Raw genomic sequence first — 25,537 nt, 5'->3', positions numbered from 1 at the left:
TATTATGAAAGGGAAATATATAATATATAGTTTGTTTTTGCTAGTTGGTTTTTCCAGTCTTGCACAAACAGCTAATATTTTGAATGCGAAGAAGCCAGAGGATATTGGGAAATCAGCTAATGCTGAAATTGCAGAGGATGTTGATGGTGGTCCCTTAGAATATGGTTATGTAGATGATCGTGATGTACTTTGGTCTAAAGGAACATGGGAAATTATTGATTTGGATGAAAGAGTGAATTTTCCTTTATATTATCCTGTAGATACTTTAAATATTTCTGCAAACAGAAGGTCTTTATATCATGTTTTAATTCGTGGGATAAAAGACGGTAAAATCGAAAATATTTATGCCGATTCTTACTTTACTGAAAAAAGAACTCTTAAGGATATTCAGGCAACAATTTCTAAAGTAGATACCACAAATGCCGGTATCGAGCAATATAATGCCGGACAAGAAGTAGACGCGCAATTTATAGATCGTAGAGATCTTGGAGCTGCAGATATCCAGGAGTATAAAATTCGTGGAATCTGGTATTTTGATAAAAGACAGGCAGAACTTAAATATCGTATTTTAGGTATTGCACCAAGGGCTCCAGATGTTAACTTTATGGATGATTCTGAACTTGGGAATGAATTAGTAGATCTTTTCTGGGTTTGGTACCCAGATGCCAGAGAAGTGCTTTATGATGCAAAAGCTTATATTGGTAACAATACAACTATTTCTTTTGATCAATTGCTAAACGCCAGAAGATTTAATGCTGTAATCTTTAAAGAGGATAACGTGCAGGGAGATCGCCAGATTAATGATTATATTGTAGATAATAGTTTTATGCAATTATTGGAATCTGAACGTATTAAAGAGCAGATTCGAAACTTCGAACAGGATATGTGGAATTATTAATTTATAATTCTCAAAAAATAATTGAAAAGCGCCTTTTAGAGGCGCTTTTTTTATTCTTAATTTGTAGTATTAATAGGAGAGTATGCTAGATTATATAGTTGTTGGTTTAGGGCTTAGTGGTATTGCATTATCTAACCAATTAGAGGGGCGAAAACGCAGTTTTGTTGTTTTTGAAGATGATTCTCAAACATCAACAAAAGTTGCTGGCGGGATTTATAATCCTGTTATTTTAAAGCGTTTTACACTTGCCTGGGAAGCCGATAAACAGATAAATTATTCTATTCCTTTTTATCAAAAACTTGAAGAAAAGCTTAATGAGAAGCTAATACGCCCATTTAATATTTATCGTAGATTTCATTCGGTTGAAGAACAGAATAACTGGTTTGAAGCTGCCGATAATTTTAGGCTTTCTCCCTTTTTAAATACACAACTTATACGGCAGGTGAATGATTCTATTCCTGGAGATTTTTCTTTTGGGAAAGTAGAAAAAACCGGAGCATTGGATACCGAACTTCTTGTTGAATCCTATAAAAAATACCTTGAAAAACGTCAAATATTAAAAAATAAACGCTTCGATTATTCTAAACTGAAAATTAATAAGGATTCAGTTTCTTATGATGGGTTGGAAGCTAGACATATTGTTTTTTGTGAGGGTTATGGTGTGGTAAATAATCCTTACTTCAATTATTTGCCATTGCGAGGGAATAAAGGAGAGTATCTTGTGATAAAATCGGAAGAACTTCAGTTAAAACAGGCCGTAAAATCATCGATTTTTATCCTCCCGTTAGGAAAGGATTTATATAAAGTTGGGGCTACATATAATCATCAGGATAAAACTCAGCAGCCAACTTTAGCTGCAAAAGAAAAATTGCAGGCGGATCTCGATAAAGTTATAAACTGTAAATACGAAATTGTAGATCAGGTTGCCGGGATACGCCCAGCGACATCAGATCGTCGTCCGTTGGCAGGAAATCATCCAGAGCATCAACGATTGTTTATCTGTAATGGTTTTGGAAGCCGTGGTGTTTTAATTGCACCTTTGATTTCAGAAAAGCTGCTTAATTTTATAGAAGATGAAATTCCTTTACCGCCAGAAGTCGATATTCGACGTTTTCAGAAGAAATTTTATAAATCCTAAACTTTTCGTTTCGTCTTTTTAACAGCGTCCTTATCGTAATTTAGGAAAAAATTGATCCATATATTTCTCGAAAGTCGCATAATTATAGGCATAAAAACAATTAATGTCCCAACGATCGCGAAGAAGGAAGTTAATAGTCCGCCGCCCAAAAAATAATGTGCAATGATAAAGGCAGCAACAGAAAACGCAACTCCAACCGCATAACTAACATACATAGCTCCATAAAAGAAAGAAGGCTCTATTTTGTACTTAGTCCCGCAATGTGAACAATGCTCGTGCATTTCGTACACCTTGCTTAGTTTAAAAGGGTTTTTCTCTTTGTACATGCTTTCTTCCTGGCATACAGGACAGGTGCCGGTGAATATGCTATACAACTTAGTGCCTTTCAAGAATTTCATAATATTTTTTTTGCATTACAAATTTAGTCATCTTTGCACGAATCATAAGATACTTTAGTTACAATAATGCTCAACATACATAATCTTTCAGTCTCTTTTCAAGGAGAATATTTATTTCAGGAAATTAGTTTTCGTTTAGGTGCCGGTGACCGTATAGGTCTTATTGGTAAAAATGGAGCTGGAAAATCTACAATGCTAAAAATTATTTCTGGAGATCAGGAATATGATAGCGGACAGATTGCCAAGGATAAAGATCTAAGAATTGGTTTTCTTAAGCAGGATATCGATTTTGTACAAGGTCTTACTGTTTTAGATGAAGCTTATCAGGCTTTTGAAGAAATTAAACGTCTGGAAGCTAAAATGAATGAAATTAATCATCAATTAGCTACCCGTACAGATTACGAAAGTGATTCTTATACTGAATTAATTCAGGAACTTACCGATGTTACCCATCAATACGAAATTATTGGTGGTTATAATTATGAAGGAGATACAGAGAAGGTTTTGCTTGGTCTTGGTTTTAAACGAGAAGACTTTGAAAAACTAACCGATACATTTTCTGGAGGATGGAGAATGCGAATAGAACTGGCAAAGCTTTTACTTCAGAATAACGATATTCTATTACTCGATGAGCCTACCAACCACTTGGATATTGAAAGTATCATTTGGTTAGAAAGTTTCCTTAATTCTTATCCCGGTTGTGTGATCCTGGTTTCTCACGATAAAATGTTCTTGGATAATGTAACCAACCGAACGATAGAAATTTCCTTAGGCCGAATTTACGATTATAAAAAGCCATATTCTAAATATCTGGAGCTACGAAGTGAACTTAGGGAACAACAATTAGCCGCTCAGAAAAATCAGCAAAAAGAGATTGAACAGACAGAGAAGCTTATCGAAAAGTTTAGAGCAAAAGCATCTAAAGCTTCTATGGCGCAATCTTTAATTAAAAAACTGGATAAAGTTAATCGTATTGAAGTAGATGAAGATGATAATGCGGTGATGAATATTAGTTTTCCGGTTTCTGTACAGCCTGGGAAAGTTGTTGTAGAAGCCGAGCATGTTGGTAAGGCATATGGGGAACACCAGGTTTTAGACGATATTAATTTGCTTATTGAGCGTGGTAGTAAAATTGCCTTTGTTGGACAAAACGGACAGGGGAAAACCACACTGGCTAAAATTATTATCGATGAAATTTCTCATTCAGGTAATCTAAAATTAGGGCATAACGTTCAACTGGGTTATTTTGCACAAAATCAGGCCGATTATTTAGACGGAGAAAAAAGTATTTACGATACTATGGTCGATGCTGCAAACGAGAGTAATCGAGCTAAAGTTAGAGATATGTTGGGGTCGTTCTTATTCCGCGGGGACGATGTAGATAAAAAAGTAAAAGTATTATCTGGAGGGGAACGTAACAGGCTTGCACTTTGTAAAATGTTGCTACAGCCTTTTAATGTGCTGGTGATGGATGAGCCTACCAACCACCTGGATATTAAATCTAAAAATGTTTTAAAAGAAGCCTGTAAGAATTTTGAAGGAACCTTAATCATTGTTTCTCACGACAGGGATTTTCTTCAGGGCTTAACCAGTACGGTTTACGAATTCAGAAATAAACAAATAAAAGAGTATTTAGGAGATATCGATTATTATTTAGAGCAGCGTAAACTTGAAGATATGCGTGCTGTAGAGAAAAGAGATAAAGCTCCTAAAACAGCGGTGAAAAAAGAAACTTCAGAAAAGCAATCTTACGAAGATCAAAAGAAGTTAAAAACGCTAAATAATAAGCTTAGCAAAATAGAGTCGAAAATCACCAAAATCGAAAAAGAGCTTAAGAAAAAAGATCATGATTTAGCAACTAACTACGAAAAAACCATTGCTCAGGCAGGCTTTTTAGATAGCTATAATGATAAGAAGAAATATCTTAAATCTTTGATGAAGGAATGGGAGGATTTGCAGCTAGAAATAGAAGAAATAAGCTAGTTTCTTAAAAAATTAAGATATTCAATTAAACTTTAACGAGTTTTAAGAGTCCAATTAAATAATTATGGATAAACGCAAAATAATTCTTTCAGGTCTTGGACTCCTTCTCATCGTTGGGGCCGTATTTGCAGCAAAGTGGATCATCGATAGCAACGTCAAAAAAGATCCCGAAATTCAAAAAGTTGTAAAAAACGTATTTGTAAAAACAGTAAAAAACGACACTGTTCCTATTAGTATTCCTGCTAATGGAAATGTTTCTGCTCTAAGAAAACTCGAACTTTACTCAGAGGTTCAGGGGATATTTAGAAGTAGTAGTCATAATTTCTTGCCCGGGCAGGAATATAAAAGAGGTCAGATTTTATTGAATATCGATTCTGCGGAATATGCCGCCAGCGTACAATCTGCTAAAAGTGATTTGTATAATAGTATTACAGCGATTATGCCAGATTTGCGTTTGGATTATCCTGAAGTTTTTGAAAAATGGCAGGATTATTTAAACAATTTCGATATTACAAAATCGGTTCCTGAACTCCCTGAAATTGAAACCGATAAAGAAAAGTATTTTATAAGTGGCCGCGGAATTGTATCTGCATATTACAATATTAAAAACCTGGAAGAGCGTTTAAGAAAATATACGCACGTAGCGCCTTTCGATGGAATTCTTACCGAAGCTTTAGTAAAAGAAGGAACGCTTATTAGGTCTGGACAAAAATTGGGTGAATTTATAGATCCATCAGTTTATGAGCTGCAGGTTTCTATAGCCAAAAAGTTTAGTGATTTATTAGCTATTGGTAAAGAAGTAAAACTTCAGAATTTAGATAGAACGCAGCAATACACCGGTACCGTAAGCCGAATTAACGGAAAAGTAAATCTTGAAACACAAACCATTCAGGTATTTATTCGAGTTGAAGGACAAAATATTCAGGAAGGGATGTATCTGGAAGCAATGCTCGATGCTAAGGAAGAACCAAATGCCCTTGAAATCCCAAGGGAATTATTAGTAGAACGTTCTAAAGTTTACGTGGTAAAAGATAGCGTTTTGGATTTAGTTCGAGTAGAACCAGTTTATTTTAGTACAGAAACGGTTGTTGTAAAAGGTTTAGAAGACGGTACAAGAATGCTTGCAGCATCTGTGCCGGGAGCTTACGCCGGGCAATTGGTAAATGCTGAAGAAGTAGAAGACACCGCAAAAACAGAATAGCTTTGAGAAAACTTATTGGTTACTTTATAAAGTACGAAGTAGCGGTAAATATCGTGATTATCGCCTTTCTTTTATTTGGAGCTATTGGAGCTTTAACGCTTAAATCTTCGTTTTTCCCGCTAGAGGAAAGCAGAATGATTAATATCGATGTAACTTATCCAGGATCTGCACCCGAGGAGATCGAAGAAGGAATTATTCTTAAAATCGAAGATAATTTAAAAGGTTTAGACGGGATAGAACGTGTAACTTCTGTAGCACGGGAGAGTGGTGGTTCGATTACGGTAGAGATCGAGCGAGACGAGAATATCGACGTGATGCTTACCGAGGTGAAAAATGCGGTAGACCGTGTTCCCACTTTTCCTACTGGAATGGAACCTTTAATCGTTGCAAAAGAAGAATCTATACGTCCTACCATTAGGTTTGCCATTAGTGGAGAGAAAATTCCGCTGGTAACCTTAAAAAGAATTAGTGAGCAGATCGAGAATGATCTGCGAATGATGGAGGGTATTTCGCAAATTGAAATCGATGGTTTTCCAGAAGAAGAAATTGAAATTGCAGTTAGAGAAAATGATCTTTTAGCGTACAATCTTACTTTTGAGGATGTAGCCCAGGCCGTTGCAGGAGCTAATATTTTAACTACTGGAGGAACTATAAAAACCAGTAGCGAGGATTATTTGATTAGAGCGAACAATCGTTCTTATTATGCTGAAGATTTACAGGATTTGGTTTTAAAATCTACCACTAGTGGGGAGATTATAAGACTTTCAGATATTGCCAGGGTTTCAGATCAATTCTCTGAAACACCTAATGCATCGTTTTTTAACGGAAATCAAAGTGTAAACGTAACGATTAGTAATACCAATTCTGAAGATTTACTGGCCGCTGCAGCACAGGTAAACGAATATATTGAAGATTACAATCGTAAAAGCAGTAATGTGCAGCTTGATGTGATTTTTGATTCCTCTATTCGATTACAGGAAAGAACTCAGCTTTTAGTAGAAAATGGGGTGATGGGGATTGTTTTGGTGCTTTTCTTTTTATCCCTATTCTTAAATACACGATTGGCTTTTTGGGTAGCTTTTGGTTTGCCAGTAGCCTTTTTGGGAATGTTTATTTTTGCTGAACAATTTGGGGTAACCATAAACGTACTTTCTCTTTTTGGGATGATCATTGTAATTGGGATTCTTGTGGACGATGGTATCGTGATTTCAGAAAATATTTATCAGCATTTCGAGATGGGGAAGAACCCTATCAAAGCGGCCTTAGATGGAACGATTGAAGTGGTGCCGCCAATTATTTCAGCAATCATAACAACAATTTTAGCCTTTGCAAGTTTCCTTTTTCTAGATAGCCGTATAGGGGAGTTCTTTGGAGAAGTTTCTACTGTTGTAATGCTAACTTTGGTGGTTTCGCTAATTGAAGCATTAATTATTTTACCAGCACATATTGCACATTCTAAAGCATTAAAGCGAAATGTGCCAAAACCTAAAACGGCTATTGGTAAGTTCTTCGAAAAAATGAGGAATGTAAATAAAATAGGAGATCGTGTTATGATCTTTCTTCGGGATAAATTATATGCACCTATTTTAGATTTTATCCTGAAACAACAAATCTTGAGTCTAGGGATTTTACTGGCAGTATTGATACTTACTTTTGGCGCTATAGGTGGAAATATTATTAGGATTACCTTGTTTCCTAGTGTAGCGAGTGATCGAATTTCGATCGATCTTTTAATGCCTGAAGGTGTGAATCCGCAAAGAACAGATTCTATTATTACCATGATCGAAGAGGCAGCCTGGCGAGTAAACGAAGATTTCACAGAGCGGCAAACGGGAAATCTTTCAGTAATAGAAAATACGATAAAAAGAGTAGGGCCAGGAAATAACAAAGGATCTATTCAGGTAAATCTATTACCAGGCGAAGAGCGTGATTTTGGAGCTCCAGAAATCACCAACGCTATACGAGATGAAGTTGGTCCTGTGTATGGCGTAGAAACTTTAACCTTTGGTTCTGGTGGTAATTTTGGAGGAGATCCTGTTTCTGTTTCTTTATTAGGAAATAATTTAGAGGAACTAGAAGCTGCCAAAGAAGACCTAAAGGCGATTTTTGAAAACAATCCTTTGCTAAAGGATGTGAATGATAGTGATCCAAAAGGGATTAAGGAAATTAATATTAGGCTAAAAGACAATGCCTATGCACTTGGGCTAGATCTTGCCGATGTTATGCGACAGGTAAGAAACGGATTCTTTGGGACGCAGGCACAGCGTTTTCAGCGTGGGCAGGACGAAATACGAGTTTGGGTGCGATATGAGCTTGAAAATAGATCGTCAATTAACGATTTAGATGATATGCGTATTATGACGCCTACCGGAAATCGCGTACCGTTTGATGAAATAGCAAATTACGAGATTGTTCGAGGAACCGAATCTATAAGTCACCTTGATGGAATGCGTGAAATTAGGGTTAGCGCAGATATGGAAGATCCTAATGGAAGTTCTACAGATATTCTAGCAGATATTCAGGAAAATGTAATGCCAGATTTACTGTCAAAATATCCTAGTTTAAGTGTTTCTTACGAAGGGCAAAATCGTGAAGCCGGCAAATTGGTAAGTTCAGCAAGTGCAGTATTACCAGTTATTTTATTTCTTATTTATGCAACTATCGCATTTACCTTCAGAAGTTATAGTCAGCCTTTACTTTTAATGATTATGATTCCGTTTAGTGTAATTGGTGTTGCCTGGGGGCATTGGATTCATGATTTTCCTATCAATATGCTTTCAGCGTTAGGAATTATTGCGCTGGTTGGTATTATGGTAAACGATGGGCTCGTACTTATAGGGAAATATAATGGGAACCTGCGGGATGGTTTAAAATTTAAAGATGCGATCTATGAAGCCGGGAAATCTCGTTTTAGAGCTATCTTTTTAACTTCTTTAACTACTATTGCCGGGATGGCGCCATTACTTTTAGAAAAGAGCAGGCAGGCACAATTCTTAAAGCCTATGGCAATTTCTATTAGTTACGGGATTGCGATAGCAACATTATTAACACTTTTCTTATTGCCTTTGCTTCTTTCTATTACCAATAGTATAAAAGTAGAAAGCAAATGGCTGGCTACAGGAGAAAGAGTTGAACGAGAATCTGTAGAGCGAACTATAAAAGAATTACATGAATCTGAAAAAAATAGAGATGAATACTAAGATTATATATTTTACGGTCTTTTTCTTCGGGGTGCTATGTTTTTCAGTGAACGCGCAAGAAAGTATACAGGATAGTTTACTAACTAAAGACGAAGTAATTGCAAGGGCTTTAGAGAGTAACTTCGGGATTAAAATGGCCAATAATAATGTTGAGATTGCTGAAAATAATCAAGGTATTTTAAACTCGGGCTATTTACCATCTCTTAGCGGAAATGGTGGTTATAATTACAATCTTAACGATCGTGTAACCGAGCCAGAAGGTGGTGATGTTGTAGATCAGCGTGGGATAGAGGGGGAATCTTTTAATGCATCGATTGATTTAGATTACACACTTTTTGATGGTTTGGGTAGGTTTTATAATTACAAGAGCCTTAAAGAACAGTATAATCTATCTCAGTTAGAAGCCAGGGAAACTATAGAAAATACAATACTTCAGCTTTTAACCGTGTATTATGAGGTTGCCCGGTTAAGTGAAAATATGGAAGTTTTAGAAGAGACGCTTCAGATTTCACAGGAACGCGTAAAGCGCGCCGAATATCAATTTGAATATGGGCAGTCTAATAATCTTGTGGTTCTAAATGCAAGGGTAGATGTAAATACAGATAGCATCAATATTATCGAAACCCGTCAGCAATTACAAAACACAAAACGAGATTTGAATGTGATTTTAAACAGGGATATCAATAATCGCCAATTTCAGGTAGATACTTTGGTAGATTTTATTCCGCAGTTACAAATGGAATCTTTCTTAGAACAATCGTCTTACAATAATGTAAGTTTACTTCAGGCGCAAAGCAATATAATTATTAGCGATTATGACATTAAAGTGAGTAAATCTGGGTACTTGCCAACTGTTGGACTTAGCGGTTCTTATGGGTGGAATAGAAATATTAGTGCTGCTACAGCCTTTTTTCCTGGTTCTACCACAACAACAGATGGGCTTTCAGCTGGCTTAAATTTATCTTGGGATTTATTTGATGGCGGGCAAACCAGTGTTGCTATTCAGAATGCAAAAATCACCAAAGAAAATCAAAAACTTCAGAAAAAACAGATAGAATTAGAAGTAGAGCGAGACATTGCCAATGCGTTAGGAGATTACGAGAATAAACTTTATATCTATCGCGTACAGGAAGAAAACGTACTTACCAATCAAGATAATTTTAATAGATCTGAAGAGCAATATCGATTAGGGCAAATTTCTTCTATCGAATTTAGACAGGCGCAAATTAATTTGTTGGATGCAAAAACGAGTCTTAATTTAGCTAAATACGATGCAAAACTGGCCGAGTTGCAATTGCTGCAATTAACAGGGCAGTTGCTGAATATTGAGTTTTGATATGTTTGAACACTTTTTTCAATGTCCGTATTGCTGGGAAGAAATCTCGGTACTTTTAGACCCTTCTGTAAAACGCCAAACCTATATTGAAGATTGCGAGAATTGTTGCAATCCTATAGAATTTACGGTAGCTTTTCATGATGGCGAACTAATGGAGTTTGTCGCAGATAGTATAGAGCAATAGTAAGATTGGTTGATTTTGACTATTATTTTTATTACTTCGGAAAGTTTTTTCGGGTTTTAAGCTAAGATTGTAAAGTTTAGGCTAAAATTTTTTCAGCCGTTTATAAATTGATTTTTACCGAATCCTTATTGTTGAAGTTGATTGATTTTTAAACTCTTGTATTGTTTAGATGAAGAATAGAAAAGTACTCTAAAATATCGAATATCACTATTTAGCTGAATTGCTAAATTTTTTTTTCTGAAAAAAGTTTTGGAGAAGTGAAAAAGCGTTGTATATTTGCATCCCGATAACGCAATAAGCGATATCAAGACATACTGAAATAAAGATATTTTTACAATATATATCGCGGGATAGAGCAGTAGGTAGCTCGTCGGGCTCATAACCCGAAGGTCACTGGTTCGAGTCCAGTTCCCGCTACTAGAGAAAGCCAGCAGAAATGCTGGCTTTTTTATTTTACACCCTTTAATAAGAGACTTTGAGTTTGATATTGTAAGAATTCTGGTTGATTTTTATGCAATACATATCCTATAATAAACTATTAAAATGAATTTCGCGATTGCGGTATTAGATTGCTGAAACTACTTAGGGCGTATATTTTTGAATGAAGTTTATTCCCTTCTTAAGTAAGTTTAAGTAAAATACAAATTCTGAAGATTCAATATTTTAGAGTAGAGCTTTATACCGCTTATTTTACATTAAAAAAAGTCAGTGAAATATCTTTTTTATTGAATCCCAAGTTTTCAAAAAATACATTTGTTGGATAGGTTTTTAGGGATTAAATATTTAATAATCAATGTTTAATGATGCTTTTTAATTTCCATCGTAAGCTCAAAATTATGTGTTAAATATCGAATGTAACACAACGTAAAGCAATTGTAACAATTTTGATTTTGTTAAAATGTTTTAACAGATATATTTGATTCTGTTAACAAAGCATAGAGAAAATTACTAATTATTCTAATAAAAGCTTCTTTTGCAAAAGATTAAGAGTTTAAAACGAAAACGATTGAGTAGAGTTTTCTCAGTATGATTATTTCAGCAGTAATTTATATAAATACTCATAGGGCTTGGAGATTCATTAAGATTTTATAATTGTGATTAAAAAAGAAAACCTGTGAAAACTTAGCCGAAGCTTATTAATGGAAAATTTAAAAATACTGCGGCATAAATTGAATTTTAGATACTTGTGATTTTTTACTTAATAGTTCTCCTGTATCACTTCTAGCTGCCTTAACAATGCGTCGCAGTATTATTGTTGAAGTAGTAGTGTAACTTTTGCTGAATAAACTTAGTGTTTACAGGAGAACTTTTTATTTCAATTGCCAATGTTAAATCAAAACCAATAAACCATCCACAAGATTATTACATATTATGATTAAAAAAACGATTGTTTCTGCAATTCTCCCGGTATGCGTGGGCTTCATTATTTACAGTTGTAGAACAGATAAGAGTGTTGAGGCAGATGCTGAAATTATTTCTTTAAAGGATGCCTTTAAAGATCAGTTTTTAATAGGAACTGCGCTAAACACCAGCCAGATCACAGGTAGAAACCCAGATGAGACAGATGTTGTGAAATCTCATTTCAACTCGATTGTTGCTGAAAATTGCATGAAAAGTGGACGACTTCGATCTGATGATGCGAAGTTCAATTTTGAAATTGCCGATAAATTCGTTGATTTTGGAGAAGAAAATAATATGACGATTCATGGTCATACCTTGGTTTGGCACTCACAAACTCCCAAATGGTTTTTTGTAGATGAAAATGGAGAAGATGTGAGTAGAGAGGAACTGATTTCAAGAATGAAAGAACACATTTTTACAGTTGTAGAAAGATATAAAGGGAAAATTAAATCCTGGGATGTAGTTAATGAAGCTATCGAAGATGATGGAAGTCTTCGCGAAAGTAAATTTTATAAAATTATAGGCGAAGATTATATAAAATTGGCCTTTCAGTTTGCCCATCAGACAGATCCAGATGCCAAATTATATTATAACGATTACTCAATGGCTAATCCTAAAAAAAGAGCTGGTGTGGTGAGAATGGTTAAAGAGCTTAAGGATAACAACGTTCCCATTCATGGTATAGGTATGCAAGGTCATATAGGGTTAAATCATCCTGAAATTTCTGAGTTCGAAAAAAGTATCGAAGCTTTTGGCCAGTTAGGTGAAGTCGCTATATCTGAATTAGATCTTAGTGTATTGCCTTCGCCATGGGGCGATGCCGGAGCAAATATTTCAGATAACTTCAAATATGAAGATGAAATGAATCCTTTTCCAGAACAATTGCCTGAGAATGTAGAACAACAATTTACTGATCGATATTTGAGCTTTTTTAAGCTGTTTCAAAAACATAAGGATAAGATTTCTAGAATAACATTTTGGGGTGTAAACGATGGAAATTCCTGGAAAAACGACTGGCCTGTATCTGGTAGAACAGACTATCCTTTATTGTTTGACAGGCAAAACCAACCAAAGCCAGTGGTGAAAAATTTAATTGATTTATCTGCACAATAGTTTCCTCCAGACAACTCGGACTATTAAATTATTTTTGATTCCACCATTCAAAAGTTTAAAATTTGTTTGAAAGAATAGTCCGGTTGTCTTCTATTATCAATTTGTTTCTTCAATACTATAAAATACCTTAAAAAGTGGAGTGTGTGCTTTCAAAGCAAAATGTAATAAGTGTATTTTGTCTAAAATATTAATATTTTAATTGATAAATGTTTTTATTTTAGGTTTTAAATTGAAAAATCATTAAAATTTTACTAATTTGTAGTCACGAAAACTATAAGTTGGTTTCGATGGTTTTTGATCTGAAAATTCAAATTTCTTTCCTAGTTGAAATATGAGATTAATGAATAAAACGGCCAAAGATAATTTCCGATACTACAAGTATGTATTTGGGTTGTTTCTCATATTTATAGTACAAACCCTAGGCTATTCTCAAGTAGGAAAATTATTCTCTACAGACGCCGACCTTTCCAGTAGTTTGATCAATCAAATCTATCAGGACGATAAGGGTTTTGTTTGGATCGCTACAGAGGATGGTTTAAATAAATATGATGGCGCTAAGTTTTCAGTTTACAAGCAAGACAAGAACGATTCTACTTCTCTTAAGAATAATTACGTAAAGTCGATATACCAGGATAGTAATGGGAGGTTATACTTCGGATTTTTTAATGGCTTGCAATACTACGACTATGCAACCGAGGAATTTCATGATATTCCCATATACGTGGGGAATAATTATTTATATCCATCACATGTAATTTCGATTTTAGAACGGGAAACAGGAGAGATCATACTAAGTACCTCGGGTCAGGGAATTGCTAAATTAGAAAAGGATGCGGGGAAATTAGTTGCCCGGCAAATTGTAAGTACATTGCCTGAAAAGTATTTCGAAGATCTTTTTGAAGATACAGAAGGAAATTTATGGGTTTCTAGCCAAAACCAGGGACTTTATAAAATCGATAAAGAGAATCAGGTAACAGCGTATTTTATAAATTCAGATATAGATGCTTCAATATCTTCTATTGCTGAAAGCGACAATGGAAACTTATATGTCGCTAGTTTAAGTAAAGGATTATTTCGTTATGATCGTGATCTAGACGAGTTTGCTTTAATTGAAGGTTCACAAAACCTGCCGGTAAAATCATTACAGATAAGCAATCAGAATGAAGTTATGGTAGGAACAGATGGCAAAGGTCTTTGGGTGTATGATCCTGCAAAAAATAAACTAAGAGAAAATGACTTTAGTATCGCTAATTTCGATTTTACGAAAACAAAAATTCATTCTATAATTCAGGACAAAGCCAATAATTTTTGGTTAGGGATTTATCAGAAGGGTGTTTTGCTGGTTCCAGATCGAACACATAATTTTGAATATATAGGTTACCAGTCTGTAAAAAATAATATTATTGGATCTAACAGTATTGTTTCTCTACTAAAAGATAACGAAGAAACGCTGTGGGTTGGCACCGATGGTGACGGACTTTATGGAATTAGCAAAAACAAACGACAAAAATCTCATATAACGGCTAATACGGGGCAAAGTTCGGCAAGTGTAATGAGCTTGTTTCAGGATGCTAATAATACACTTTGGGTAGGAACCTATCTTCAGGGACTGGCAAAATTGAATAGAGCTGAAAATAAATTAGATTTTACTGCGGAATTAAAAGATGAAAAAGGTAATCGGGTAGAACGAATTTATGCTTTTGCTGAAGATGATAAAAAAGACGTTTGGATTGGCTCACTTGGTTACGGACTTTTTAAATACGATATAAGCACTAAAAATTTCAGTAATTATAATCGATTAGAAAAACAGGATGGTTTCGAAGAAATAAACAATAAGTGGATTAACTGTTTATTATTCTCTAAGACTAATAAACTATATATTGGGACGTATGATGGTTTATCGGCTTTAGATTTTTCTAAAAATACTTTTCTAAATAAAAACGGGCAAGATCATATTATCGCAAATAAGATCATTTACAATCTTTACGAGGATGAGGAACTCAACTTGTGGGTAGGTACTTCAGAAGGTTTATACTTTAAGCCTAAAAACGATACGATCACAAGAGTTTATAGCACATCAGATGGTTTACCTAGTAATGTAATTTGCGCTATCGAACCCGATCTGGATAATAATTTATGGATAAGCACCAACCATGGGATTGCTAAGTTCGAAAGGGAAACTAAACAATTCAAAAATTACTATTTCAGGGATGGACTTCAGGGAAATGAATTCAATAAAAATGCTTCATTTTCAGATAAGGATGGAAAATTATTCTTCGGAAATACTAACGGAATTACATTTTTTCAACCTTCAGAAATAGAAGCCACGGGAAGCAATATCGATCTTAGAATAACCGAGTTTTATCTTCAGGACGAACCGGTAAAAAAAGGAATGAAATCTGGTTCATATTCGATAATTAACAAGCCAATTATAGAAGCAGATACGATAGAACTGGCTCATTTTGATAATGATTTTAGTATCGAATTTTCTTCCTTTTCTTTTAAACACCAGGAATGGATCACTTATGCCTATTCTCTAAATTCTGAAAACTGGATAAAGTTACGCCCGGGAATGAACACCGTAACTTTTAACGATCTAGATCCTGGTACTTATAATTTTAGAGTAAAGGCGAAGGATATTGATGAATATACCGGTGCAAGATCATTAATAATTGTAATTCATGCGCCATGGTATCTATCTAGTTGGACTAAACTGGCTTATGTGTTTCTGTTTATTTTGATTACCTATGCGATTATTCAGATCATTAGGCAAAGGCAAAGTACAAAGAAGAAATTAGAAGCGCATCTGCAGGCTGAAGAGATGAATGAGGCGAAATTACAGTTTTTAACCAATATTTCTCACGATCTTAAAACGCCAATCACACTTATCATGAATCCTTTGAATAAATTGATCAAAAACGATTCTCAACCGGAGCGGCAAAGACTTTATAAGATCATGGAGCGTAACTCAGAGCGTATGCTTCATTTGCTAAACCAGTTAATTAACGCTAGAAAGATCGACCAGGGAAAAATTGAGCTGAAATTTAGAAAAACAGAGATCATAAGCTTTATTAAAAATATAGTTTCCCTTTTTGAAGATCAGGTAGAAAGCAGGCGTATTCATTTTGAAGTAAGGCATCGTGAAGAAGAGTTGTATGCATATATCGATCCACGTCATTTTGATAAGATCATTCAGAATGTGATCTCTAACGCGATAAAATTTACGCCACAGGGAGGCAATATAGAGATCGATATAGAAGCCAGCGAAAACTGGAACAAGTTTAGCATTGTGATCAAAGACAATGGCGTAGGAATAAAAGAAAGCGATATTGAAAATATTTTCAATCGATTTTATCGAATTTCGAGTAAAGAACATCGTCAGTTTGAAGGAACCGGTATTGGGCTTCATTTAACCAAATCTATTGCGGAGCTTCATCACGGAACGGTAAAAGCCGAAAACAATAAAGATCAGCCTGGCTGTAAGTTTGTGATAACAGCGCCTTTAGGAAAAGATCATTTAGATGAAAAGGACATAGTCTTAGAATCGGCTACAGAATTTACAAATGAGACTAAAGTAAATTTATTGAATTCCTCTTCTGAAGAATTTGAAGAAGACGCTACAGAAAAGAATATTCCTACCGTTTTTATTGTCGATGATGATGATGAGATAAGGAATTATATTGCTGGCGAATTCAGGGAAAGTTATAATGTACATACTTTTCCAAACGCAAAAGTTGCTTTCCCAGAAGTTGCTAAAAATCCTCCAGATCTTATTATTAGTGATGTGATGATGCCTGAAATGGATGGAATCGCTTTTACCCGAAAGATCAAAAAGAATATCTATATTAATCATGTGCCTGTTATTTTACTTACAGGGAAAACCGATAAAGAAACTAATATCGAAGGCCTGGATATTGGTGTAGATGCGTATATCAACAAACCTTTTAATATTGAAATTCTTAGAAAAACGGCGAAAAACCTTATAAAGAACAGAACGCTGTTAAAGAATACCTATGCAGGAAATCAACTTCAGGAAGATAAGATCAAAAAAGTAGATATTAAATCTGGGGATGAGGCTTTGTTAGAGAAATTCATGCGCGTAGTAAATGAAAATACTAATAATCCAGATCTTAATGTAGAAATGATTGCAGGAGAATTAGGGATTAGTCGCGTGCATTTATATAGAAAATTAAAACAGCTCACTAATCAATCTGCGGGAGAATTGATGACGAATATCAGGTTAAAACAAGCAGCAACATTGTTGGTTTCTAAGCGTACAAATATTGCAGAGGTTGCCTATGCTGTGGGATTCTCAAGTACTTCAAAATTCTCTACAAAATTTAAGGACCTCTATGGGATGACGCCCAGTAATTACCGGAAAAAACATTTAGAAGTCTAAGCTTAAAATTAGAACCGATTTTAGGTATTTTTATGCTGAATTTTTGAAACCCATTTTCTAAATGAATAAACTTTTTGAAGCCATTCTGGTAGTGGTGATCCTTGCAGCTTTTATTATTTACAAGATAACCCAAAAGAAGAAAAAGAAAGTAGCGCCCTTTCCTGCGAACTGGCATCAATTGTTATTAGAAAATGTAGAGTTTTATGCCGAATTATCTACTTCGGAACAAAAAAGATTTCAGCAGCGAATCATGATCTTCTTAAGCGAAGTGTATATCGAGAGCGTTTCGTTTAAATTACAAGATTTAGATAAAATTTTAGTTGCTGCGAGTGGGGTTATTCCGGTTTTTGGATTTAAGAGCTGGCATTATTCTAACCTAAGTACAGTGATCTTGTATCCAGATCATTTTAATAAAAATCTAGTTTTCGAAAATAGTGGGGAAGATAAAATCGTAATGGGTTTAGTGGGAACCGGAAGATTTGAGCATCAAATGATACTTTCCCGTCGCGCTTTACACGATGGTTTTAAAAATTATAATGATCGTCTAAATACCGGAATTCATGAATTTGTTCATTTAATTGATAAAGTAGATGGTGCAACAGATGGCGTGCCTGAAAGATTATTAAAACAAGCTTACACCATTCCGTGGTTAAAAATGGTGCACGAAGAAATGGAAGCTATCAATAGAAACAAATCTGATATTCGGAATTATGGTGGTACGAATGAAGCCGAATTCCTCGCTACAGCCAGTGAATATTTTTTCGAAAATCCTAGGAGTCTAAAACGTAAACACCCCGATGTTTACAGGATGCTTCACGATTGCTATTTCCCTGAAGAACATATTTAAATAATAAAAAATTTAACCTCCACTTTTAAAAGTCTGCTTAATTATCGTAATATTGCAATGAAGTTTAATCGTAATATTACGATAATTAAAATTTGGATTTATGAAATTAGCAGAAATAAAGAAGATCTTAAATGAAAAAACGACTATCGAATTTGAATTGCCAGATGGCAACTTAGTGCCCTCTCATTTTCATGTTACCGAAATTGGTCGTGTAGAAAAGAAATTTATAGACTGTGGCGGTACGCTTAGAGACGAAGCCAAAGCAAGCTTTCAGTTATGGGAAGCAAATGACTACGATCATCGCTTGCATCCAGAGAAATTACTTTCGATCATCGAACTTTCAGAAAATGTACTGCATTTAGATGAAAATTCAGAAATTGAAGTAGAATACCAAGGAAGTACCATTGGTAAATATGATCTTGAATTTAATGGTGAGCGATTTTTGCTAGTCAATAAATTTACCACCTGTCTCGCCCAGGATCAATGCGGGATTCCAGAAAGCGCTTCAGAAAAGCCAAAAAGAAGTTTAAAAGATCTCACAGAAACAGCTGCTGTAGCTACTGCTTGTAAGCCTGGATCTGGTTGTTGCTAATCAAAAATATTCTTCAAAATGTATAATGCAATCCAAGAATTTATTGATGCTTTAGATATCAATAAAATTAGTGAAGAACGTAAAAAAGCTTTAAAGGGCTTTGTTTCTTTTGTTGCTGAAAAACTACAAAAACAAGAGCCTGTAAGCCTTAATTTTATTTGTACGCACAATTCAAGAAGAAGTCATTTTTCACAAATCTGGGCTCAAACTATTGCCGAATATTTGGGTATAAAAGATGTGCGTTCTTATTCTGGCGGAACAGAAGCTACAGCGGTATATCCTTCAGTATTAAAAGCCTTTCAAAGTGTAGGGTTTTCCGTAGGGAAACTTTCAGAAGATAAAAATCCGGTTTGCTATTTAAAATTTGCTGAAGACGCCCTGCCGATCATTAGTTTTTCGAAAGTTTATGATCATAGTCTTAATCCGCAGAAAAACTTCGCAGCGATAATGACGTGTTCTCAGGCCAACGAAGCCTGTCCTTTTGTGCCGGGAGCCGATGCTAGAATCGCTTTTACTTTTGAAGACCCTAAAGTAAGCGATGGTACGCCAGAGGAGTTGGAGAAATATCAGGAAAAAAGCAAAGAGATCGCAACAGATCTATTGTATGTATTTACAAAAGCAAAAGAACTTTCAAAATAAAGAATCATGAAAAAGAAACTTAGTTTTCTGGATAGTTACCTTACCCTTTGGATCTTTATTGCGATGGCAGTAGGTGTAGGGCTTGGTTATTTTATCCCGGCGGTGCCAGAAGCGATTAATTCCTATAGCGCTGGTTCTACCAATATTCTTATAGCTGTTGGGCTAATTTTGATGATGTATCCACCCTTGGCGAAAGTTGATTATAAGATGCTACCTAAGGTATTTAGAAATGTAAAGATTCTTAGTATTTCGATATTACTAAACTGGATCATAGGCCCAATTTTGATGTTTTCGCTGGCAATTTTATTTTTAGGCGATCATCCTGAATATATGACCGGTTTAATTTTAATAGGCCTCGCACGCTGCATTGCGATGGTTTTGGTGTGGAACGATCTTGCCGATGGAAGTAAAGAATATGGAGCAGGATTAGTGGCTTTAAACAGCATTTTTCAGGTTTTTGGCTATTCTTTTTATGCCTGGTTATTCATCACAAAACTTCCGCCGTATTTTGGTTACGAAGGGAGTATCGTTAATATTTCTGTAGCGACGATTGCAGAAAGCGTTGCGATTTATTTAGGAGTTCCGTTTTTAATGGGAATTCTTAGTCGTTTAGTTTTGGTGAAGCTGAAAGGTGAAAAATGGTATTCAGAAAAATTTATCCCTAAAATATCCAAAATCACCTTAATTGCGTTGCTTTTTACCATTGTAGTGATGTTTAGCTTAAAAGGAAATTTAATCGTAGAAATTCCTAAAGATGTAGTGCTAATCGCTATTCCATTAATGATCTATTTTGCATTAATGTTCTTGATTGGATTTATTGCCAGTAGATGGGCAGGGGCAAAATACGATGAAAACGCTGCAATTTCTTTTACCGCGGCCGGAAATAACTTCGAGCTTGCCATAGCCGTAGCCATTGCTGTTTTTGGATTAAATTCAGGTCAGGCTTTTGTTGGGATCGTTGGTCCGCTAATCGAAGTGCCGGCGCTAATTCTTTTGGTACGTGTTTCCTTTTGGCTTCGTGGTAAATTGTATCGCAAACCGGCGATGCATTCTTAATTAATAAGATTCGCTGAAAGCTGGGTTTAGCTGAATTTTGAATCAATTTTAACCTAATATTAGATTTGCGGCGCTTTTTCTTTTATACCTTTAAAAGAAAGCCCGCAAACTATGATTGAAGATTACCAAAAAGGATTAATTCTGAATATTCCTGTAAAATTACCTTATGCTGTTTTAGAAAAGGTGATCGAAGAGAAGATGCAGGAAGAAGATGACGAAGAAAATAGCATTGCTGAGTATGCCGAAGTGAAATTTGTATGGCTGGAGAAAAATCCTGAAGTAGATTATGATATCACGCTTGGTTTACGATTAAAAGCCAAAACATTTCTATTTAAAAATAAAGAATTAGAGCTTAAAATTCATCTTAAGTTCAATTTTGATCCGGTTACTAATCAATTTTCGTTAGAAGATTATGAAGCCGTTGGTGAAAATCAGAATAAACTAATGAATAAGATTGTTCAGATTATTCTGAATAAATTTCTTCAAAAGAAAGTATTACAAAAATCGAAGCAAAACCTTTCAGAAAAATTACAGCAGGAATTAACCAAAATCAACTCAAAGCTTAAAGAAAATAACGAACCAGCAGAAGGTTTATTGGTCGATGCACAATTAGATCAGCTTAATATTTCACATTTTGAATTTGCGCCGCAAGATCTGTATATTTATTTAAGTCTTACCGGAGAAGCTGCTATGGAAGTCACTAAAATTCCTGACTAACCAGTCGCTTATGAAGGGATTTGTGACACTTTCGTTTCTTTTTATAGGACTTTGTTTAAATGCTCAAAACCTCATAGAAAAATATCCAGGTGTAAAGGAGCTGGAAAAAGCTTTGGATAGTAATGATTCTTTGCAATCTATCATTTTAGAAAATGAAGATTTTATCGAAGGATCTTCAGATGACGGAGGTGAGTTAATTGGTTTTTACGATGCTGCTAACAACGAAATAAGAAAAATTGCGCTTACACTATTTCTTTCCTACGGAATACAATATTATTCATTCTATTTAAAAAATGAGCAACTTGTGTTGGTGCGGGATCGTACTAAATATTTCGGTTATGATACAAAGTCTAATCGAATAGATAAAAATAACTTTGATGGTGGATTCAGCGGAATTTATATCTTCCGGAATAAACAATTGATCGATCAGATTAGTACAGGGCATAACCGATTTGAAGATGATTCAATTGATGCCGAGGAGACTTTCCTAAAAGAACTCGAATTTTATAAGAATAAGATTTCTGAAAAATTAGAAAGCAAGTAGAAATCAATTTTAAGTGTTCGCTTAAAATTCAAAGGTAAAACCTTTCTTAGTCAGTTTTTGATATACTTCTTCATCAAAACTATAAAGTTTGGCTGCACGATGCGAAACATCCTTTTGTTTTTCGCCAATATCAACCAGAAGCTTCATTTTTAAAAATTTTCTACGGAAGTTAGGTTTATCCATTTTCACATCTAAAATTTCTTCGTAAAGATGCATTAACTGAAGTAGCGTAAATTTTTCAGGAAGTAAATTGAAACCAATTGGTGCCTGGCGCACGCGATTTCTAAGCTTTTCCTGAGCGGCTTCAAAAATAATCTTATGATCATAGATAAGATCTGGCAGTTCTTCTACTAAGAACCATTTAGCTTCAGAAGCGGTAAAACCAGCAGCAATTTCGTAATCTTCACTTTTTACAAGGGCATAATACCCAATAGTGATCACGCGGCTGGTAGGGAAGCGATTAGGTTCACCAAAGGCCTGTAGTTGTTCCAAAAAGATATTGTCTAGGCCGGTAAGATCTCTTAAAACTCTTTTAGCTGAATTATCTATAGATTCCTTTTCGGTTATCCATCCCCCTGGTAATCCCCATTTATCTTTACTAATTCCTTCAGCATGCTTTACCAGAAGAACTTCCATTTTTCCTTCATTAAATCCAAATACCACACAATCTATGGTAACCGCTTCAATAAAGTTTTCTTCCTGAATGTATTTTTCGCCTTCTGCGATAAAGCCTTTAGACATCTTATAAAAATTTAATCGTAAAAATAACAATTCTTAGCAAAAGGCCATCTATAAATCATTCAATCCAACTTTTAACCCTTACCATTGGTCGATAGATAAAAAGGACTACATCGAAATCTTCTCGTTTTGCTGCTTTTTGATAGTAATTTTAGGGTATAAATAAGCAGAAAATGAACGTAACAGTAGAAAATACAAACGGAGAAATGATCGAGGTGACTATCGAGGTCTACAGCAACAAGCAGTTTGTAAACTGTTGCGAAGCTGAAAATATGCAGGGAACTTATGCTAGAGCTAAAGATCCAGAAAGGAAACCGGGAATTGTTTATCAGCATAAAATAGTTAAGGCCTGTATTGAGAAACAAGCAAGAAAAAATGGCGGAGTTACCGCAGCGAATGCACTTTGTTTATGTAGTAAATCGATAGAAAAATTTACCCAAAATAAATACCAAAACAAGCAAATCTTTTTTATTGAATTGATGAGCCAGACACCCTATGAACTGCAATATCACTATTTGATAGAGAAGTAACGAAGAGACACTTTTTTGCCCTAAAAAAGGAGAGTTTAATTTACATTTAAAGAAAACGGATTGGTGGGGACTAGGTCAAGCCAATCCGTTTTCTTTTTGTATTAAAAATTAGGCCGCTGTTTTTTCACAGCGGCCGTAGATTTTATTGGTACCGCCAAAGGGTATAGTACTCCGAGGCTTGCCTCAAGGTAGTTTACTCACTTATCAATCTTAAATCTGTAAAGCTTTCCTGTAAAATGATCGAGTTAGTCTCTTTATCATAATTAATACTTTCTAAACTTACATCTTCGTTATTTACGCTGGCAGATTTAATCTCGAAAGGCAATCCATGAAAAGTAATTTTCATTGTTTTTAAGCTAGATTCGTAAGTACCATCAACATGCTGTTGTACAATAATTTCTTTTGTTTTTCCAGTTAGTTTAAAGGTTCTTAGATTAAAAATTCCCATTTTATAATCGTAACCATCATGGTCGTCTTCATATAAAACCGAATTTTGCTTTCCGTTCTTATAGTAAATGTCTAGGTTTATTTCTTCAATTTCAATTTCATCTACATATTGCTGCACGGGATATTTAGGTATAATCGCCCCTTCTTTAACAAATAGAGGCATACTATCTAAAGGTGCATCTACCCATAGTTCTTTTCCTCCTTCAATAATAGTGTCGTTCCAGAAATTATACCAGCGCCCGCGCGGTACGTACATTCTTCTTCCCTGTACGTTTGGCTCTTGTATTGGGCAAACTAAGAGGTGATTTCCGAAGATAAATTCGTCTGCACGATAATGAGTTTGAATATCTTCCTGATCGAAATAAACCAAAGGTTTTAGAATAGGTACATTATCTTCACAATATTGATAAAAAGCCGTGTATAAATACGGAAGCAATTGATAACGTAATTCTACAAACTTTCTGGTAATATCCAGGACTTCTTCACCAAAATACCAAGGCTCCTGCTCGCCATGATCTCCTGAAGAATGCACGCGGCAAAATGGATGAAAAACACCAAGCTGAATCCATCTTGTGAATAATTCGCCCGTTGGTTGATCTGCAAAACCACCAATATCGGTTCCGGCAAAGCTAAAGCCACTCATTCCCAAACGCTGAATTTGTGTATTGGCTAGCCATAAATGTTCCCAGCTGGCAAGGTTATCACCCGTCCAGGTAGAGCTAAATCGCTGCCCACCCGAGTAACTTGCTCTGGTGATGGTGAAAGGACGTTTAGGGAAAATGTATTTTTTAACTCCCTCGTAGGTAGCACGAGCCATCTGCATTCCGTAGATATTATGCGCTTTACGGTGGCTACATCGATTTCCATCGTAATCGTGTCTCACATCTAACGGAAAAGTTTTTCCCGGCACTTCCATAACGGCAGGTTCGTTCATATCGTTCCAAACGCCTTTAATGCCAGTTTCAGCAATTAAGGTTTTATAATGATCTGCCCACCATTCTCTAACCTCAGGATTTGTAAAGTCTGGGAAAACACAGTTTCCAGGCCACACTTTTCCTCGCATATAAGGACCGTCCGCACGTTTACAGAAATAATCTTTTTCAAGACCGTCTTTAAAAATCTCGTATTTATCATCGATTTTTATACCGGGATCGATAATCGCAACGGTTTTAAAACCATCTTCCTCCAAATCTTCAACCATGTTTTTAGGATCTGGGAAGTAATCTTTATTCCAGGTAAAGCATCTAAAACCGTCCATATAATCGATGTCTAGGTATAGCGCATCACAGGGGAATTTATTATCTCTAAATCCTGCAGCAAGTTGTTTTACTTTAGCTTCAGGATAATAACTCCATTTACTTTGGTGGTATCCTAAAGCCCACATTGGTGGTAGTTCTGGTCTACCGGTAAGATGGGTGTATTTGGTAACAACATCTGCAATTTTTGGTCCGTAGATAAAATAGTAATTCATCTCCCCGCCATCTGCCCAAAAGCTGGTAATATGCCTACGTTCATGGCAAAAATCAAAATGGGTTTTAAATGTATTGTCAAAGAAAATACCATAGGCTTTAGCGCTATGCAGTCCAATATAAAATGGTATGGCTTTATATAATTCGGGTAAATCTTTTCCAAAAGCATATTGGTCTGTATTCCAATTGCTTAATCTTTTTCCTTTTAAGTTGAATGTGGTAGGTTTATCGCCTAGGCCATAAAAGTTCTCACCATCCATCGAGTTTTTACTCATTTTTACGTAATTGCCACCAAACTCGAAACTTTCTTCCCAATGAAATCCAAGCTCGTCCTGAAGGATAAGTTGCCCTTCAAGATCGAACATTGCGGTACGCATATCAATGCGGTTTATGCGGCATTTTATCTGCTCTGTGGTGATCCAGATAAACTCATCATCTTCAGTAACTTCTAATACTGAGTAGCCGTGAGATTGGTCTTCGTCTATGGCGTAAGAGAAATCATGCTCAAAAATTCCGTCTGTTGCATACCTAAACCTAAGCATGCTGTCTCGCACTACAGTGATTATTAGTTGTACACCATTTTCAGAAGTAAAACAAATAGAATCTCCGTTTTGCTCATAAGAAACCAATTTAGAGGGGAAAAGGTTTCCTTTCTTTTCTAATTCTGTATTTGTAATCATATTCTAGGTATTAAAAACATTTAGGGG

Annotated in this window: 19 protein-coding genes and 1 tRNA gene; 17 read left to right on the top strand and 3 right to left on the bottom strand. The window is 35.3% G+C overall.

The genetic code is table 11. The features are described from left to right. The first annotated feature begins 4 nt into the window (after positions 1–4). Together porN and IIF7_RS04065 are read left to right on the top strand one after the other, a co-directional pair. Positions 5–898, top strand: a complete 894-nt coding sequence (gene porN, locus IIF7_RS04070) for a type IX secretion system ring subunit PorN/GldN (protein WP_084840403.1) — start codon at positions 5–7, stop codon at positions 896–898. Positions 899–980: 82 nt separating this feature from the next. After that, entirely contained in the window at positions 981–2,036 is a 1,056-nt protein-coding gene (locus IIF7_RS04065; protein WP_084840402.1) for an NAD(P)/FAD-dependent oxidoreductase, read from the top strand. On the opposite strand, the gene IIF7_RS04060 is transcribed toward IIF7_RS04065, so the two are convergent. Further along, positions 2,033–2,434 carry a DUF983 domain-containing protein gene (locus IIF7_RS04060; protein WP_084840401.1) on the bottom strand — a complete coding sequence of 134 codons (402 nt, stop codon included), beginning with the start codon at positions 2,432–2,434 and terminating at the stop codon, positions 2,033–2,035. The two genes, IIF7_RS04065 and IIF7_RS04060, sit on opposite strands and share 4 nt — an antisense overlap. 66 nt (positions 2,435–2,500) lie before the next feature. Between IIF7_RS04060 and IIF7_RS04055 the strand changes: the two genes are divergently transcribed. From IIF7_RS04055 to IIF7_RS03990, 14 genes are all read left to right on the top strand, one after another. Beyond that, positions 2,501–4,417 carry an ABC-F family ATP-binding cassette domain-containing protein gene (locus tag IIF7_RS04055; protein ID WP_084840400.1) on the top strand — a complete coding sequence of 639 codons (1,917 nt, stop codon included), beginning with the start codon at positions 2,501–2,503 and terminating at the stop codon, positions 4,415–4,417. Positions 4,418–4,481: 64 nt separating this feature from the next. Beyond that, on the top strand, positions 4,482–5,618 hold the full coding sequence (locus IIF7_RS04050; RefSeq protein ID WP_084840399.1) for an efflux RND transporter periplasmic adaptor subunit: 1,137 nt from the start codon (positions 4,482–4,484) through the stop codon (positions 5,616–5,618). Positions 5,619–5,620: 2 nt separating this feature from the next. Then, complete coding sequence (locus tag IIF7_RS04045) at positions 5,621–8,818, top strand: efflux RND transporter permease subunit (RefSeq protein ID WP_084840398.1); 3,198 nt, start codon at positions 5,621–5,623, stop codon at positions 8,816–8,818. Then, on the top strand, positions 8,808–10,154 hold the full coding sequence (locus IIF7_RS04040) for a TolC family protein (RefSeq protein WP_084840555.1): 1,347 nt from the start codon (positions 8,808–8,810) through the stop codon (positions 10,152–10,154). The genes IIF7_RS04045 and IIF7_RS04040 overlap by 11 nt, the downstream gene beginning before the upstream one ends. A 1-nt stretch (position 10,155) precedes the next feature. Then, positions 10,156–10,338, top strand: coding sequence for a CPXCG motif-containing cysteine-rich protein (locus IIF7_RS04035; protein WP_084840397.1), 183 nt, complete (start codon positions 10,156–10,158; stop codon positions 10,336–10,338). A gap of 344 nt (positions 10,339–10,682) precedes the next feature. Beyond that, positions 10,683–10,755 (top strand) — tRNA-Met (locus IIF7_RS04030). Between the two features lie 954 nt (positions 10,756–11,709). Then, complete coding sequence (locus tag IIF7_RS04025; RefSeq protein ID WP_084840396.1) at positions 11,710–12,852, top strand: endo-1,4-beta-xylanase; 1,143 nt, start codon at positions 11,710–11,712, stop codon at positions 12,850–12,852. 340 nt (positions 12,853–13,192) lie between these two features. Continuing rightward, positions 13,193–17,251, top strand: a complete 4,059-nt coding sequence (locus IIF7_RS04020; RefSeq protein ID WP_176218890.1) for a hybrid sensor histidine kinase/response regulator transcription factor — start codon at positions 13,193–13,195, stop codon at positions 17,249–17,251. Between the two features lie 61 nt (positions 17,252–17,312). Next, entirely contained in the window at positions 17,313–18,098 is a 786-nt protein-coding gene (locus IIF7_RS04015) for a M90 family metallopeptidase (RefSeq protein ID WP_084840394.1), read from the top strand. 100 nt (positions 18,099–18,198) lie between these two features. Further along, positions 18,199–18,690 (top strand): DUF6428 family protein, encoded by a 492-nt coding sequence (locus tag IIF7_RS04010; RefSeq protein ID WP_084840393.1) that lies wholly within the window; start codon positions 18,199–18,201, stop codon positions 18,688–18,690. A gap of 18 nt (positions 18,691–18,708) precedes the next feature. Then, complete coding sequence (locus IIF7_RS04005) at positions 18,709–19,329, top strand: low molecular weight phosphatase family protein (RefSeq protein WP_084840392.1); 621 nt, start codon at positions 18,709–18,711, stop codon at positions 19,327–19,329. 6 nt (positions 19,330–19,335) lie between these two features. Further along, a complete protein-coding gene (gene arsB, locus IIF7_RS04000) occupies positions 19,336–20,385 on the top strand; it encodes an ACR3 family arsenite efflux transporter (RefSeq protein WP_084840391.1) in 1,050 nt (349 codons plus the stop codon). Positions 20,386–20,496: 111 nt separating this feature from the next. Then, positions 20,497–21,102: a DUF4403 family protein gene (locus tag IIF7_RS03995; RefSeq protein WP_084840390.1), complete on the top strand. Its 606-nt coding sequence runs from the start codon at positions 20,497–20,499 to the stop codon at positions 21,100–21,102. A 10-nt stretch (positions 21,103–21,112) separates the two neighbouring features. Further along, the gene (locus IIF7_RS03990) at positions 21,113–21,646 is read left to right on the top strand and encodes a hypothetical protein (RefSeq protein WP_084840389.1); all 534 of its coding nucleotides are present in this window, start codon (positions 21,113–21,115) and stop codon (positions 21,644–21,646) included. A 21-nt stretch (positions 21,647–21,667) separates the two neighbouring features. Here the strand turns inward: IIF7_RS03990 and IIF7_RS03985 are convergent, their stop codons facing one another. Next, a complete protein-coding gene (locus IIF7_RS03985; protein WP_084840388.1) occupies positions 21,668–22,387 on the bottom strand; it encodes an NUDIX hydrolase in 720 nt (239 codons plus the stop codon). 170 nt (positions 22,388–22,557) lie between these two features. Here IIF7_RS03985 and IIF7_RS03980 point away from each other — a divergent pair, with 170 nt between their 5' ends. Then, positions 22,558–22,914: a hypothetical protein gene (locus IIF7_RS03980; RefSeq protein WP_084840387.1), complete on the top strand. Its 357-nt coding sequence runs from the start codon at positions 22,558–22,560 to the stop codon at positions 22,912–22,914. Between the two features lie 193 nt (positions 22,915–23,107). On the opposite strand, the gene IIF7_RS03975 is transcribed toward IIF7_RS03980, so the two are convergent. Beyond that, entirely contained in the window at positions 23,108–25,510 is a 2,403-nt protein-coding gene (locus IIF7_RS03975; protein WP_084840386.1) for a glycoside hydrolase family 31 protein, read from the bottom strand. Positions 25,511–25,537: the final 27 nt, after the last annotated feature.

The sequence above is a fragment of the Zunongwangia atlantica 22II14-10F7 genome (assembly GCF_002094855.1).
Taxonomy (GTDB): domain Bacteria; phylum Bacteroidota; class Bacteroidia; order Flavobacteriales; family Flavobacteriaceae; genus Zunongwangia; species Zunongwangia atlantica.
This window is presented reverse-complemented; position numbering and strand designations above follow the sequence as displayed.

Bases quoted from the DNA above. Each gene is read 5' to 3' on its own strand.
- IIF7_RS03995 (WP_084840390.1), top strand. From the start codon at position 20,497: ATGATTGAAGATTACCAAAAAGGATTAATTCTGAATATTCCTGTAAAA.
- IIF7_RS04050 (WP_084840399.1), top strand. From the start codon at position 4,482: ATGGATAAACGCAAAATAATTCTTTCAGGTCTTGGACTCCTTCTCATC.
- IIF7_RS04055 (WP_084840400.1), top strand. From the start codon at position 2,501: ATGCTCAACATACATAATCTTTCAGTCTCTTTTCAAGGAGAATATTTA.
- IIF7_RS04005 (WP_084840392.1), top strand. From the start codon at position 18,709: ATGTATAATGCAATCCAAGAATTTATTGATGCTTTAGATATCAATAAA.
- IIF7_RS04015 (WP_084840394.1), top strand. From the start codon at position 17,313: ATGAATAAACTTTTTGAAGCCATTCTGGTAGTGGTGATCCTTGCAGCT.
- IIF7_RS04010 (WP_084840393.1), top strand. From the start codon at position 18,199: ATGAAATTAGCAGAAATAAAGAAGATCTTAAATGAAAAAACGACTATC.
- porN (WP_084840403.1), top strand. From the start codon at position 5: ATGAAAGGGAAATATATAATATATAGTTTGTTTTTGCTAGTTGGTTTT.
- IIF7_RS04060 (WP_084840401.1), bottom strand. From the start codon at position 2,434: ATGAAATTCTTGAAAGGCACTAAGTTGTATAGCATATTCACCGGCACC.
- IIF7_RS04035 (WP_084840397.1), top strand. From the start codon at position 10,156: ATGTTTGAACACTTTTTTCAATGTCCGTATTGCTGGGAAGAAATCTCG.
- IIF7_RS03980 (WP_084840387.1), top strand. From the start codon at position 22,558: ATGAACGTAACAGTAGAAAATACAAACGGAGAAATGATCGAGGTGACT.
- IIF7_RS04020 (WP_176218890.1), top strand. From the start codon at position 13,193: ATGAATAAAACGGCCAAAGATAATTTCCGATACTACAAGTATGTATTT.
- arsB (WP_084840391.1), top strand. From the start codon at position 19,336: ATGAAAAAGAAACTTAGTTTTCTGGATAGTTACCTTACCCTTTGGATC.
- IIF7_RS04025 (WP_084840396.1), top strand. From the start codon at position 11,710: ATGATTAAAAAAACGATTGTTTCTGCAATTCTCCCGGTATGCGTGGGC.
- IIF7_RS04040 (WP_084840555.1), top strand. From the start codon at position 8,808: ATGAATACTAAGATTATATATTTTACGGTCTTTTTCTTCGGGGTGCTA.
- IIF7_RS03975 (WP_084840386.1), bottom strand. From the start codon at position 25,510: ATGATTACAAATACAGAATTAGAAAAGAAAGGAAACCTTTTCCCCTCT.
- IIF7_RS03985 (WP_084840388.1), bottom strand. From the start codon at position 22,387: ATGTCTAAAGGCTTTATCGCAGAAGGCGAAAAATACATTCAGGAAGAA.
- IIF7_RS03990 (WP_084840389.1), top strand. From the start codon at position 21,113: ATGAAGGGATTTGTGACACTTTCGTTTCTTTTTATAGGACTTTGTTTA.
- IIF7_RS04065 (WP_084840402.1), top strand. From the start codon at position 981: ATGCTAGATTATATAGTTGTTGGTTTAGGGCTTAGTGGTATTGCATTA.